Annotated in this window: 10 protein-coding genes and 1 tRNA gene; 7 read left to right on the top strand and 4 right to left on the bottom strand. The window is 71.0% G+C overall.

The genetic code is table 11. From position 1 onward, the window contains the following. Positions 1–20: 20 nt before the first annotated feature. From DMB80_RS00265 to DMB80_RS00245, 5 genes are read left to right on the top strand one after another with little or no spacing between them, the layout of a single operon-like run. Complete coding sequence (locus DMB80_RS00265; protein ID WP_111508045.1) at positions 21–3,941, top strand: Pls/PosA family non-ribosomal peptide synthetase; 3,921 nt, start codon at positions 21–23, stop codon at positions 3,939–3,941. Beyond that, a complete protein-coding gene (locus tag DMB80_RS00260; protein ID WP_111508310.1) occupies positions 3,938–5,281 on the top strand; it encodes a M1 family metallopeptidase in 1,344 nt (447 codons plus the stop codon). Before DMB80_RS00265 ends, DMB80_RS00260 begins: the two co-directional genes overlap by 4 nt. Then, positions 5,278–6,519, top strand: a complete 1,242-nt coding sequence (locus tag DMB80_RS00255) for a polysaccharide biosynthesis protein (protein WP_111508044.1) — start codon at positions 5,278–5,280, stop codon at positions 6,517–6,519. The genes DMB80_RS00260 and DMB80_RS00255 overlap by 4 nt, the downstream gene beginning before the upstream one ends. A 10-nt stretch (positions 6,520–6,529) precedes the next feature. Then, a complete protein-coding gene (locus tag DMB80_RS00250) occupies positions 6,530–7,249 on the top strand; it encodes a glycosyltransferase family 2 protein (RefSeq protein ID WP_111508043.1) in 720 nt (239 codons plus the stop codon). Next, positions 7,246–7,605, top strand: coding sequence for a DUF2304 domain-containing protein (locus tag DMB80_RS00245; protein WP_111508042.1), 360 nt, complete (start codon positions 7,246–7,248; stop codon positions 7,603–7,605). The genes DMB80_RS00250 and DMB80_RS00245 overlap by 4 nt, the downstream gene beginning before the upstream one ends. Here DMB80_RS00245 and DMB80_RS00240 read toward each other — a convergent pair. Further along, the gene (locus DMB80_RS00240; RefSeq protein WP_205538417.1) at positions 7,584–8,522 is read right to left on the bottom strand and encodes a GDP-mannose 4,6-dehydratase; all 939 of its coding nucleotides are present in this window, start codon (positions 8,520–8,522) and stop codon (positions 7,584–7,586) included. The genes DMB80_RS00245 and DMB80_RS00240 overlap by 22 nt on opposite strands. Here DMB80_RS00240 and DMB80_RS00235 point away from each other — a divergent pair. Then, positions 8,488–10,329 (top strand): hypothetical protein, encoded by a 1,842-nt coding sequence (locus DMB80_RS00235; protein WP_205538413.1) that lies wholly within the window; start codon positions 8,488–8,490, stop codon positions 10,327–10,329. The genes DMB80_RS00240 and DMB80_RS00235 overlap by 35 nt on opposite strands. 18 nt (positions 10,330–10,347) lie before the next feature. Here the strand turns inward: DMB80_RS00235 and DMB80_RS00230 are convergent, their stop codons facing one another. The 3 genes from DMB80_RS00230 to DMB80_RS00220 all read right to left on the bottom strand — a co-directional run bounded on the left by DMB80_RS00230 (position 10,348) and on the right by DMB80_RS00220 (position 12,568). Next, entirely contained in the window at positions 10,348–11,154 is an 807-nt protein-coding gene (locus tag DMB80_RS00230; RefSeq protein ID WP_111508039.1) for a carbon-nitrogen hydrolase family protein, read from the bottom strand. Positions 11,155–11,211: 57 nt separating this feature from the next. Further along, a tRNA-Thr gene (locus tag DMB80_RS00225) sits at positions 11,212–11,287 on the bottom strand. A 69-nt stretch (positions 11,288–11,356) separates the two neighbouring features. Then, a complete protein-coding gene (locus DMB80_RS00220) occupies positions 11,357–12,568 on the bottom strand; it encodes a DNA polymerase III subunit delta' (protein WP_111508038.1) in 1,212 nt (403 codons plus the stop codon). Here DMB80_RS00220 and DMB80_RS00215 point away from each other — a divergent pair. Beyond that, positions 12,567–14,255, top strand: coding sequence for an adenylate/guanylate cyclase domain-containing protein (locus tag DMB80_RS00215; protein ID WP_240430956.1), 1,689 nt, complete (start codon positions 12,567–12,569; stop codon positions 14,253–14,255). The two genes, DMB80_RS00220 and DMB80_RS00215, sit on opposite strands and share 2 nt — an antisense overlap. Positions 14,256–14,258 lie beyond the last annotated feature (3 nt).

Below are 14,258 nucleotides of genomic sequence, written 5' to 3'. Positions count from 1 at the left end.
GCAATGAGTAGTTTGTACCCGTGACAGCACCGGATCCAACCTCGGCGATCCCCGACCAGTACCTGCTGTCTGCCCAGGCCCCGCCCGCGCGCACGCTGATCGACATCCTCTACGACACCGCGCGGCGCCACCCCGACGCGACGGCTCTGGACGACGGCACCGTGCAGCTCACCTATGCCGAGCTGATCGCCGACGTCGAGGACAGCGTGGCGTGGCTGGCGGTGCGCGGCATCGGCCGCGGCGACCGCATCGGCATCCGGATGCCGTCGGGCAGCTATGCGCTCTACGTCGCGATCCTGGCCACCCTCGCCGCGGGCGCGGCGTACGTGCCCGTCGACGCCGACGATCCGCCCGAGCGGGCCGAACTGGTGTTCACCGAGGCCGACGTCGTGGGAGTGATCACCGAACGCGGCCTGATCCGGGGCCCCGGTACGTCGCGCGGGTGGCGTGCCACGGCTCCGTTGAGCCGCGACGACGCCTGGATCATCTTCACCTCGGGGTCGACGGGCACTCCGAAGGGGGTCGCGGTCACCCACCGCAACGCCGCGGCGTTCGTCGACGCCGAGGCCGAGATGTTCCTGCAGGACAATCCGCTGGGCCCGGGTGACCGGGTGCTGGCCGGGCTGTCGGTGGCGTTCGACGCGTCGTGCGAGGAGATGTGGCTGGCCTGGCGGCACGGTGCGTGCCTGGTTCCGGCGCCGCGCTCGCTGGTGCGCAGCGGCATGGACCTGGGCCCGTGGCTGGTGTCGCGGGACATCACCGTGGTCTCCACGGTGCCGACGCTGGCCTCGCTGTGGCCGGCCGAGGCGCTCGAAGCGGTGCGGCTGCTGATCTTCGGCGGCGAGGCGTGCCCACCGGAGTTGGCCTCGCGCCTGGCGGTCGAGGGCCGGGAGGTGTGGAACACCTACGGCCCCACCGAAGCCACCGTGGTGGCGTGTGCGGCGCGGCTCACGGGCACCGGCCCGGTCAGCATCGGGCTGCCGCTGCCCGGCTGGGACCTGGCCGTCGTCGACGCCTCCGGGAACCCGGTGCCCGTCGGCGAGGTCGGCGAGCTGGTGATCGGCGGGGTCGGGCTGGCCCGCTACCTCGACCCGGAGAAGGACGCCGAGAAGTACGGCGCACTCCCGACGCTGGCGTGGAGCCGCGCCTACCGCAGCGGTGACCTGGTCCGGCTCGAAGACGACGGCCTCTACTTCATGGGACGCGCCGACGACCAGGTCAAGGTCGGCGGTCGACGGATCGAACTCGGCGAGGTCGACACCGCGCTCGTGCACCTGCCCGGGGTCAGCGGCGGCGCAGCGGCCGTGCGTCGCACCGCCAGCGGCACCCCGCTGCTCGTCGGCTACGTCGTCGCCGCACCCGGCGCCGGCTTCGATCTGACCAGCGCCCGGGCCCGGCTGGCCGAGTCGCTGCCCGCGGCGCTGGTGCCGCGGCTGGTGGTCGTCGACGAACTGCCGACCCGCACGTCGGGCAAGGTGGATCGCGATGCGCTGCCCTGGCCCGTCGGGCCCGCCGACGACGACACCACGGCCGAGCTCGGCGGCACGCTCGGCTGGCTCGCCGGACTGTGGCGCGACGTGCTCGCCGCCCCGATCGACGGCCCGGGCGCCGACTTCTTCGCCCTCGGCGGCGGATCGCTCAGTGCCGCCCAGCTGATCGCTGTGCTGCGGCAGCGCTACCCGCAGGTCACCGTCGCCGACCTCTACGACCATCCGCGCCTGGGCTCGCTCGCCGGATATCTCGACGAGCTGGAGCCACCGCCGGCCGTCGAGACCAGGACCGTGCGCCCGGTGTCCCGGCTGACCCAGGCCGTCCAGGTGGCGCTGACGGTGCCGCTGGCCATGTTGACCGGCATGCAGTGGGTGGTGTGGCTGGCGGTCGCCAACAACCTCGCCGCCGCGACCGACCTGGTGGGATGGGCGCGGCCGCTGAGCTGGTGGTGGATCCTCGCCGGCTTCCTGCTGTTCGTGTCCCCGCCCGGGCGGATGGGCATCGCGGTGCTGGGCGCGCGCATCCTCGTCGGGACGCTCACGCCGGGCACCTACCGGCGCGGCGGGTCGGTGCATCTGCGCATCTGGCTGGCCGAGCGGCTCGCCGACGCGAGCGGCGCGGAGAACATGGCCGGCGCGCCCTGGCTGGTGTATTACGCACGCGCCCTGGGCAATTCGGTGGGCAGCGGGGTCGACCTGCACTCCGCGCCGCCCGTCACCGGCATGCTGCGGATCGGGCACCGCTGCTCGATCGAACCCGAGGTGGACCTCACCGGACACTGGATCGACGGCGACGAGTTCCACGTCGGGCCCATCACCATCGGCAACGACTCGACCATCGGCGCGCGCACCACGCTGCTGCCCGGGGCCGTGGTCGGCAAGAACGCCGACGTGGCGCCGGGCTCCGGCGTCGTCGGCAAGGTCAAGAACGGGCAGTACTGGAAGGGCTCGCCGGCAGTGAAGTCCGGCAAGGCCAAACACCCGTGGCCCGACCACCGGCCGCCGCGCGCCCCGGTGTGGGTGGCGGTATACGGCGTGACCTCGATGCTGCTGGGCGCGCTGCCGCTGGCCGCGCTGGCCGCCGGGCTCGCCGTGATCGGCTGGGCCGTGGCGGGCACCGCGACGCTGACCGACGCGCTGCTGCCGGCACTCGCTGCGACGATCCCGGCGACCGCGGCGGCAATGGGTGTCTACGCCGCGCTGACCGTGATCGGGGTGCGCCTGCTCGCCGTCGGCCTGCACGAGGGCTACCACCCGGTGCGCAGCCGATCGGGATGGCAGCTGTGGGCGACCGAACGGCTGATGGACGGGGCGCGCACCTACCTGTTCCCGATCTACGCCGGACTCGCGACGCCGTGGTGGCTGCGACTGCTGGGCGCGAAGATCGGCAAGGGCACCGAGATCTCGACCGCGCTGCTGATCCCGAAGTTCACCGTCGTCGAGGACGGCGCGTTCCTCGCCGACGACACGATGGTCGCCTCCTACGAGCTGGGCGGCGGCTGGATCCACGTGGCGCGCGCGACGGTCGGCAAGCGGGCGTTCCTCGGCAACTCCGGCATCACCCAGCCCGGCCGCCGGGTCCCCGACGACGGTCTGGTCGCGGTGCTCTCGGCGACCCCGCACAAAGCCAAGGCCGGCTCGTCGTGGCTGGGCAGTCCGCCGATGCGACTGCGCCGCCAACCCACGGCGGCCGACGCGCTGCGCACGTTCCACCCGTCGACGCGGTTGCGTGTGCTGCGCGCGGTGGTCGAGACGTTCAGGTTCGTGCCCGTCGTCGTCACGTTCGCGATCGGCATCGGGGTGCTGCTGGCCGCGCAGGCCCTGGCGGGAACGGTCGGCTGGCTGGGTGCCGCGCTGCTGACCGGACTGGCGCTGCTGATCGCGGGAGCGGTGGCCGGCGGGATCGCCGTCGCAGCGAAATGGCTTCTGGTGGGCCGCATCACCGCGATCGAACATCCGCTGTGGTCGTCGTTCGTCTGGCGCAACGAGGTGTCGGACACGTTCGTCGAGGTCGTCGCGGCGCCGTGGTTCGCCCGGGCCGCGTCGGGTACTCCGGTGATGAACGTGTGGCTGCGCGGACTGGGCGCGACGATCGGACGCGGAGTGTGGTGTGAGACGTACTGGCTGCCCGAAGCCGATCTGGTGACGCTCGGTGACGGTGCGACGGTGAACCGCGGCTGCGTGGTGCAAACCCATCTGTTCCACGACCGGATCATGCGGATGGACACGGTGGTGCTCGACGCCGGTGCGACGCTGGGCCCGCACTGTGTCGCGCTGCCCGCGGCACGTCTGGGGGCCGGCGCCACCGTCGGCCCGGCGTCGCTGGTGGTGCGCGGCGACGAGGTGCCGCCGTCCACCCGGTGGCAGGGCAATCCGATCGCGCCGTGGCTGCCGCCGCGCAAGAAACGCGCGGACACCGGCGGCAAGGCGAAGAAGCCGGCGGCCGCGTGAGGGCCCGCAAGCAGGCCGCCAAGAAGGGAACGCCACCGGTCATCGACCCGTATCTGCCCGGCACCGGCAATTTCGGTTATCGGGTGTCGCGCTACGAACTCGACCTCGAGTACAAGGTCGCGATCAACCGGCTGACCGGCTCGGCCACCATCACCGCGGTCACGCTCGCCGAACTTCAGACGTTCACCCTGGATCTCTCCGCGGCGCTGTCGGTGTCGAAGGTCACCGTGAACGGCAAGCGGCCGGGCAACTTCCGCACCTCGAACGGCAAACTGCACATCAGCCTGGCCGAGAAACTGCGCGCGGGCGCGGCCATGACGATCGTCGTGCGCTACGGCGGCACGCCACGCCCGGTCCGATCGATGTGGGGTGCGGTCGGTTTCGAGGAACTCACCGAGGGCGCCCTGGTCGCCGGTCAACCCAACGGTGCGGCGTCGTGGTTCCCGTGCGACGACCACCCCAGCGCCAAGGCCAGCTTCGGCATCCAGATCAGCACGGAGAGCCCGTATTTCGCGCTGGCCAACGGCAAGCTGCTGCACCGGCGGGTGCGGGCGGCGATGACGACGTGGACCTACGAACAGACCGAGCCCACGTCGACGTACCTGATCACGCTGCAGATCGGCATGTACGAACGGCACCGCATCGCCAAGAACGGGGTGTCGATCCACGCTGTGGCCCCCGAGCGGCTGCGGGATCGGGTGGCTCACGACTTCGGCCGGCAGGGCCAGATGATGAAACTGTTCACCAAGCTCTTCGGCCCCTACCCGCTCGACACCGGGTACACGGTGGTGATCACCGACGACGACCTCGAGATCCCTCTGGAGGCCCAGGGCATCTCGATCTTCGGCGCCAACCACTGCGACGGGCAGCGCGGCGCCGAACGGCTGATCGCCCACGAGCTCGCCCACCAGTGGTTCGGCAATTCCGTCACCGTGCAGCGGTGGCGCCACATCTGGCTACACGAAGGTTTCGCCTGCTACGCCGAATGGTTGTGGTCGGAACACTGCGGGCAGCGCAGCGCAGATGAGTGGGCCCGGCACTACCACTACCGTCTGACGCATTCTGCGCAGGATCTGGTCCTCGCCGACCCCGGTCCCCGCGACATGTTCGACGACCGCGTCTACAAGCGCGGCGCGCTGACCCTGCACACGCTGCGAAATAGGTTGGGCGACAAGCAGTTCTTCGCCCTCCTCAAGGAGTGGACGACCAGGCACCGGCACTCGAGCGTGGTCACCGACGATTTCATCGGGCTGGCGGCCCGCTACGCCGACGAGTCGCTGCGCCCGCTGTGGGCGGCCTGGCTCTACGCCACCGCCGTTCCGCCGCTGGACAATCCGTGACCGACGCGACCGTCGGCCCGGGCGCGGTCACGCGCAGCAGCGTCGTGCGCGTCGGAGCCGCCACCGCGGTGTCGGCGCTGTGCGGATACGCCGTGCTCTATCTGGCCGCCCGCGACCTCGAGCCCGCCGGGTTCTCGGTGTTCGGGGTGTTCTGGGGCGCCTTCGGCCTCGCCAGCGGCGCCGCGTTCGGGCTGCTGCAGGAAACCACGCGGGAGGTCCGGCAGGCCGCGACGATCGAGCCCGGTGGTCAGCGCACCAGCCCGGTGCGGATCGGTATCGGGGTCGGGTTGGCCGCCGCGGCCGCGATCGCCGTCACCTCACCGCTGTGGGCCGGCCACGTGTTCGCCGACGCCCGCCTGCTCAGCGTGGCCCTGCTGGCCGCGGGACTGGCGGGATTCTGCGTGCACACCACCCTGCTGGGCCTGCTCGCCGGAGGAAACAACTGGTCGGAGTACGGCGCGCTGATGGTCGCCGACGCGCTGCTGCGGGTCGCGGTCGCCGCGGGCAGCTTCGCGCTCGGCTGGGGCCTGGGCGGCTATCTGTGGGCGACCGTCGCGGGCGCGGTGGGCTGGTTGCTGATGCTGGCCGGCTCACCGGTGACCCGCGCGGCGGCCCGCCTGCACACCCCGGGCACCACGGCGACGTTCCTGCGCGGCGCCGGCCATTCGATCGCCGCGGCCGGGGCCAGCGCCGTGCTGGTGATGGGCTTTCCGGTGCTACTCAAGGCCACCTCGGGCGATCTCGGCGCCGCCGGCGGTGTGGTGATCCTGGCCGTCACGCTGACCCGCGCCCCGCTGCTCGTACCGCTGACTGCGATGCAGGGCAACCTGATCGCCCACTTCGTGGATCAGCGCGCACATCGCCTGCGGGCGTTGATCGTCCCGGCGGCGGCCGTGGTGGTGCTGGGCGCGGTCGGCGTGGCCGCGGCCGCGGTGTTCGGCCCGTGGCTGCTGCGGGAGGCCTTCGGCGCCGACTACGTGGCCGACGGAGTCCTGCTGGGCTGGTTGACCGCGGCGGCGGTGATGATCGCGTTGCTCACGCTCACCGGGGCCGCCGCGGTCGCCGCGGCGCTGCAGCGCGCCTACGCCGTCGGCTGGGTGTCGGCGACGGTCGCCGCCGCGGCGCTGTTGGCACTGCCGCTCGACCTCGAGGTGCGGACCGTCGTGGCGCTGCTGTGCGGTCCGCTGCTCGGCATCGCCGTTCACCTCGTCGCCCTTGCCAGAATTCCGCCACGCTAGGCGGTGTACTTTGTTGCGCATCGACATCTCCGGCCCCTCTGACCAGCGCTCCCGCGACGTGTGGATCGTGATCCCCGCCTACTGCGAAGCGACGGTGATCGAGGAGGTCATCGGTGAGGTGCGCGCCGTGTTCCCCCAGGTGGTCTGCGTCGACGACGGCAGCAGCGACGGCACCGGGGACGCCGCACTGCGTGCCGGCGCGCACGTCGTCACCCATCCGGTCAACCTGGGCCAGGGGGCGGCCATCCAGACTGGTGTCGAATACGCCCGTGCCCGGCCCGGCGCCGCGCTGTTCGCGACGTTCGACGCCGACGGCCAGCACCGGGTCGACGATGTCGTCACGATGGTCGACCGCCTGCGCGCCGGCGACGTCGACCTCGTCGTCGGCAGCCGCTTCGCCGGCGGCCCGACCCAGACCCCGCTGCTCAAGCGGCTGGTCCTGCGGACGGCGGCGACGCTGAGCCGGCGCAACCGCAGCCTCGGCCTGACCGACGCACACAACGGGCTGCGGGTGTTCAACCGCCGCGTCGCCGATGAACTCGACCTGACCATCAGCGGGATGGGACACGCCGGCGAATTCATCGTCCTCGCCCACGAAAACGGTTGGCGGGTGGCCGAAGTGCCCGTCGACATCCGCTACACCGACTACTCGAAGGCCAAAGGCCAGCCGTTGCTCAACGGGGTCAACATCGTCTTCGACGGCCTGCTGCGCAGGAGGACCACCCGATGAACTGGATCCAGGTACTGCTGATCGCATCGGTGCTCGCGCTGCTGGTGTACCTGCTGCGCTCGCGCGGCAGCGCCCGCTCGAAGGCGTGGGTGAAGGTCGGCTACGTGCTGTTCGTGATCGCCGGCATCTACGCGATCCTGCGTCCCGACGACACCACCGTGGTCGCGAACTGGCTGGGCGTGGACCGCGGCACCGATCTGCTGGAGTACGTGCTGATCATCGCGTTCGCGTTCACCACACTGTCGACGTACATGCGGTTCAAGGACATCGAGCTGAAATACACCCGGCTGGCCCGCGCCGTGGCGCTGCAGAACGCACGCGAGCCGGACGGGGATCAGACTTCGTTGCGGAAGTAGTCCACAGTCCGTGCGACCCCGTCGCTGAGCCGGACCTGCGGCTGCCAGCCCAGCACCTCGCCGGCCCGGCTGTTGTCCAGGCAGGACCGGCGCACGTCGCCCAGGCGCGGCGGGTGGAACTCGGGCTCATCGGATGTGCCTGCAGCGCACGCGATCTCGGTGTGCAGCTGCCGCGTCGAGGTCTCCACGCCGGTGCCGATGTTGAAGCGCTGCCCGCTGCCCGCGTCCCCGGAGGCACGAACGAACGCGTCGACGACGTCGTCGACGAACACGTAGTCACGCGTATCCGATCCGTCGCCGAAGATCTTCGTCGGCCGCCCGGCGAGCAGCGCGCGGGAGAAGATCGCGACGACGCCGGCCTCACCGTGCGGATCCTGGCGCGGCCCATACACATTGGCGGGCGCGATGTGGCTGCAGTCCAGCCCGTAGAGGTTGCGGAACATCCCGAAGTACACCTCGCCGCAGACCTTGCTGGCCGCATACGGCGAGGCCGGGTCGAGGGGGTTGCTCTCATCGGTGGGATAGCGGGGCGTGGCGCCGTACACGGACCCGCCCGACGAGGTGTGCACGACCTTGCGGACGCCGGCCAGCCGGGCGGCTTCGGCGAGGCGCACCGTTCCCACCACGTTGACGCTGGAATCGAACACCGGCTCGGTGACCGAGCGGCTGACCGAGATCTGAGCGGCCAGATGGAAGATCACCTCCGGCTTGACGTCGGCGAGCAGGGACACCAGGTCGGCGTCGACGATGTCGGCCTTGACGAAGTCGAAGGTGTCGTGCCGCTCGGCCGGCCCCAGATTCTCGCTGCGGCCCGAGCTCAGATCGTCGAGCCCGATCACCGTGTGACCCTCGGCCAGCAACCTGTCGACCAGTGTCGATCCGATGAAACCGGCTGCCCCGGTGACCAGTGTGCGCACGGGGTCACCATACCGGCGGCACCGTCGTGGCCCGCGCATCCGTACAGTCGCAGGCGTCATGAAATGGGTCGCCCGCGCCGCCGTCGCCCTCATCGTGCTGCACCTGGCCGTTCGGGCGGTCCTCGCGTTCGGCGGCTACTTCTACTGGGACGATCTGATCCTCGTCGGCCGCGCCGGCACCCAGTCGCTGCTCTCGCCCGGCTATCTGTTCGACGACCACGACGGCCACGTCATGCCTGGCGCGTTCCTGCTCGCCGGCCTGACCACCAGGATCGCCCCGCTCAACTGGATCGGCCCCGCGATCAGCCTGGTGGTGCTGTCTCTGGTCGCGGCTCTGGCGCTGCTGCGCGCCCTGCACGTGATCCTCGGGTGGCGGCCGGCGCTGTTGGCCCCGTTGGCGTTCGCCCTGTTCACACCGCTGGCAGTGCCGAGCTTCGCGTGGTGGGCGGCCGGGCTGAACTCCCTGCCGATGCTGGCCGCGCTGGCGTGGGTGTGTGCCGATGCGATCCAGCTGGTGCGCACCGGGGCCGTCCGCTACGCGGTGACGGGGACGACCGCGTTCTTCGGCGGGCTGCTGTTCTTCGAGAAGGCGGCGATCGTCCCGTTCGCGGCGTTCGCGATCGCCGCGGTGTACGGCTACGTGACCGCATCGGTGAGCATCGGGCAGGTGTGGCGCCGCGGCCGCCCCCTGTGGCTGGCGTGCCTGGCGGTGACGGCGGCGTGGGTGGGTGTCTACGTCACGGTGGTCGACCAGCAGCGGTGGAGCTTCGACCTGGCGATGACCGGTGAGTTGCTGTGGCGCTCCGTCACCCATGGCATCGTGCCCGGCCTGGTGGGCGGACCGTGGGAGTGGCAGCGCTGGGCGCCCGCCTCGCCGTGGGCCACCCCGCCGGTGGCCGTGATGGTGCTCGGGTGGGTGGCGCTGGCGACCGCAGTGGTGGTGACGGTGTCGCGGCGCCGGCGGCTGGGCGCGGTGTGGGCCGTGGCGCTGGGCTACGCGATGGCGTGCCAGGTGCCGATCTATCTGATGCGATCCTCCCGCTTCACCGCACTGGAACTCGCGCAGACACTGCGCTACCTGCCCGACCTGGTGGTCGTTCTGGCGCTGCTCGCCGCGATCGGCATGCTCGCACCAGCGCGGCGCGCCCCGGCCCGGTGGGAGCGTCCCGTTCTTGCCTGCGCAGCAACACTTTTCGTGGTGAGCAGCCTGTACTCGACCTCGACGTTCCTGACCAGCTGGCGCGACAACCCGACCAAGGCGTACCTGCTCGACGCACGCGCCGGGCTGGCCGCCGCACACGCCGACTCGAGCGCGCCGATGCTGGACCAGGAAGTCGACCCGCTGGTGCTGCAGCGGGTGGCGTGGCCGGAGAACCTCACCTCGCACATGTTCGCACTGCTTTCCGAGCGTCCTGAATTCAGCTCGGCCACAACTGATCTGAGGATGCTCGACTCCTCAGGCCGGCTCGTCGACGCCGTCGTCACGTGGGTGCGCAGCATTCGACCCGGCCCCGATCCGCGGTGCGGATACCTGGTGCAGCCCGACTTCCCCGTCCGCATGCCGCTCGACGGGCCGCTGCTGCCCGCCGACTGGACGGCGGAGCTGAATTATCTTGCCAATTCCGATGGTTCGATCCTCGTGCAGCTCAGTGAGGGAGACCAGGTCAAGGTGCCGGTGCGGCCCGGGCTGAACCGGGTCTTCGTCCGGCTGCCCGGTGCGGGCGACGCGATCACCGTGCGCGCCAACACCGCCGCGCTGTCGGTGTGCATGGCGTCGGGGCCCGTCGGTTTCCTCGCCCCGCGGTGACCCTCAGCGTTCGACCCCTCAGCGTTCGACGATACTGAACCGGCGCAGTGTCAGCGCCGGATTCTTCTGGCGGACCTGCTCGATGCGGTCGGGACTCAGCGTCGCGGACACCACCCCGGCGTCCTCACCCAGCGAGGCCAGCACCACACCCATCGGATCGACGATCATGCTGTTGCCCGCGCCGAACCGGCCGCACTGGTCGGCGGCGGCGACGTAGACCGTGTTCTCGATCGCGCGGGCACGCACCAGCGTGGTCCAGTGGTTCTCCTTCAACGGGCCGGGCACCCACTCCGCTGGGATCAGCACGACGTCGGCGCCGGCGTCGACCAGCCGCCGCGTGGACTCGGGGAAGCGCAGGTCGTAGCAGGTCTGCATGCCGAAGGTCAGCGCGCCGACGGTGAATGTCTGCGGGGTGGCGATCTCGCCGGCTCGCACGACCTCGGATTCGGTGTAGCCGAACGCGTCGTAGAGGTGCACCTTGCGGTAGGTGGCCGTGACCGTGCCGCCGTCGTCGATCGCCAGCAGCGTGTTGTGGATCTGCTCGGCGCCGTCGGTCGTCTCGTTCATGCCGGCGACGATCGTCACCGCCTCGCGCCGCGCCAGCTCCTGCAGCGCCGAGACGAACGGCCCGTCCAGAGGCTCCGCCGAACCGAGGAAACGCTCGTCCATCGTCGACGCGGTGAACATCGCGTACTCGGGAAACACCACCAGGTTCGCGCCCTGCGTCGCGGCCTCGGTGACGTGACCCCTGATGGCCTCGAGGTTGACGTCCTTGTCCTCACCGGGGGCGAACTGCGCGACGGCAACGGTGACCGACGTCGTCATGACTGTCTCCTAGTCGTCGGTGGGAGTCAGGGGGCGTCGGGAGACGACGAGGAAAGATGGAGCCGCCTGGGGGAATCGAACCCCCGACCTATTCATTACGAGTGAATCGCTCTACCGACTGAGCTAAGGCGGCCTGGTCGGGCGGGACGAGTCTACGGCAGGGCGTCGCGTGCACCCAAAACGGTGGCCGCGCTCCCCGCGCTCAGCCGCGCAGCGCCTGGCCCACGGTCGCGACCATCGCGTCGACGGCGAACTTCGGCTTGACGTTGATCGCCAGCGCCTCGCGGCATTCGAGCACCGCCTCGATACAGCGCAACAGCGCGGCCGGCGAGGCATGCGCGGCCATCGCAGCCACCTTGTCCGCCATGTCCGGATGGTTGGGCGCGATGTCCGCCGCGCTCGACGCGATCAGCAGCGCGTCCCGGAAGTAGGTGGCAAGGTCGATCAGCGCCCGGTCCAACGCATCGCGGGAGGCGCGGGTCTGGCGGGACTTCTGCCGCTTCTCCAGGTCCTTGAGGGCGCCCGCCGCCCCGCGCATCGTGCCGGCGGTGCCCTTACCGGTGCCGCCGGCACCCAGTGCCGTGCGCAACTCCTCGGCCTCTGCCTCGTTACGATCCCCGGTCAGCGCCTTCGCCTCCGCGTCGGCCGTCAGCACCAACTCCTCGGCCGCGGCATACGCCCGCGACGGCGTCGCCGCCTCCCGCGCCAGACCCAGCGCCCGCTTGCGCCGCTCGCGGGCCTGCTCATCGGTGGCCAGCCTGCGGGCCCGGCCGACGTGGCCGCCGCTCACCGAGGCCGCCCACGCCGCGTCGGCCTCCGGCAGCCCGTCCCGCTCCACCAGCACCTTGGCGATCGCGTCGACCCCCGGGGTGACCAGCGCGATGTGCCGGCAGCGTGAGCGCAGCGTGATCGCGATGTCCTCGGGGTCCACCGACGGCGCGCACAGCAGGAACACCGTCGACGGCGGCGGCTCCTCCACCACCTTGAGCAGCGCGTTGGCCGCGCCCTCGGTCAACCGGTCGGCGTCCTCGATGACCACGATCTGCCAGCGGCCGGTCCCCGGCCGGCGCGACGCGATCTGCACGATCGTGCGCATCGCGTCCACCCCGATCGACAACCCCTCCGGGATGATCCTGCGCACGTCGGCGTGCGTGCCCGCCATCGTGGTGCTGCAGGCCCGGCACTCCCCGCACCCGGGCACACCGTCGGAGGTGCACTGCAGCGCAGCCGCGAAACACAGCGCCGCCACCGACCGTCCCGACCCCGGCGGACCGGTGATCAGCCACGCATGGGTCATCGTGCCCACCTCGGCGGCCCCGCTGTGAGCGGAATCACCACGTGCGGCCCAGGCCGCGGCGGTCAATTCCGCCTCCACAGCGTCCTGGCCCACCAGACGCGAAAAAACACCCGCCATCGCCGATAACAGTAATGCTGCGAACCGACACGTCCGTCCCAGAGGCCCCGTACGCGTCAGCATTGCCCGATACGGTGATCTGGTGGCTGCCGAAGCGATCGAGGTGGGGCGAATCCGTGCATTCGTCCGCTGGGTCGCGCGCACCCCCTGGCCGGTGTTCACGCTCGGCATGCTGCAGGCCGACATCATCGGCGCACTGCTGGTGCTCGGCTTCCTGCGATTCGGGCTCCCCCCGGAGGACCGGATCCAGCTGCAAGACCTGCCGACCTACAACCTGTCGATCTTCCTGGGCTATTTGTTCGTGTCGTTCACCGTGGCGTCGTATCTGACGCTGCGCATGCTGATCCCGGTGATGCGCTGGCAGCGCCGCGACATGTTGCTCGGCGACCGCGACCCCGCCGACACCGAGGTCGCCCGCATGCGGGCGCTGCGCATGCCCTTCTACCGCTCGGTGATCAGCGCGACGAACTGGCTGCTGGGGTCGGTGGTGTTCATCGTGGCCAGCTGGCCGGTGGCCAGCAAGTCCGCCCCCGTCGTCGCCGTCGCGACCGGCCTCGGCGCGACCGCCACCGCGATCATCGGCTACCTGCAGTCCGAACGCGTGCTGCGCCCCGTCGCAGTGGCCGCCCTGCGCGGCGGGGTCCCGGAGAAATTCCACGCACCCGGCGTCATCCTGCGGCAGGTGCTGACATGGGTGCTGTCCACCGGGGTGCCGCTGGTCGCCATCCTGCTCGCTCTCGTCGCGAGCAAGTTCGAGATCCTGACCGCGCCGGCCGACCGGGTGATCACCACGATCCTGCTGCTGGCGATCGTCGCCCTGGTCATCGGGCTGTCCAGCACCGTGCTGGTGGCCATGTCGATCGCCGACCCGCTGCGGCAGCTGCGCTGGGCGCTGGGCGAGGTACAGCGCGGCAACTACAACGCCCACATGCAGATCTACGACGCCAGCGAGCTGGGCCTGCTGCAGGCCGGGTTCAACGACATGGTCCGCGACCTGGCCGAACGGCAGCGGCTGCGTGACCTGTTCGGCCGCTACGTCGGCGAGGACGTCGCCCGCCGCGCGCTCGAGCGCGGCACCGAGCTGGGCGGCCAGGAGCGTGACGTGGCCGTGCTGTTCGTCGACCTGGTCGGCTCGACGAACCTCGCGGCCACCCGGCCCGCAGCCGAGGTGGTGAACCTGCTCAACGACTTCTTCCGCGTCGTCGTCGACACCGTCAACCGGCACGGCGGGTTCGTCAACAAGTTCCAGGGCGACGCCGCGCTGGCCATCTTCGGCGCACCGATCGAACACCCCGACGCATCCGGGGCCGCCCTGGCCGCCTCCCGCGAGCTACACGACGAGCTGATTGAGGTGCTGGGCGAGACCGAATTCGGCATCGGAGTGTCGGCCGGGCGGGCGATCGCCGGCCACATCGGCGCCCAGGCACGCTTCGAATACACCGTGATCGGCGACCCCGTCAACGAAGCGGCGCGCCTCACCGAGCTGGCGAAACTGGAGAAGGGCCACGTGCTCGCCTCGGCGATCGCGGTCAGCGAGGCCCTGGACTCCGAGGCGCTGTGCTGGGACGTCGGGGAGACGGTGAACCTGCGCGGCCGCACCGCCCCGACTCAGCTGGCCCGGCCCGTCGGACTGGTCACCCCGCCCGAGGTCGAGGTCAGCGGCGACGTGTCGAAGTCCTCGCGCTGAGTC

This window comes from Mycobacterium kyogaense, from assembly GCF_003254575.1.
Classification (GTDB): domain Bacteria; phylum Actinomycetota; class Actinomycetes; order Mycobacteriales; family Mycobacteriaceae; genus Mycobacterium; species Mycobacterium kyogaense.
Note: the sequence above shows the minus strand (reverse complement) of the source record. Positions and strands in the feature narration are given on the sequence as shown.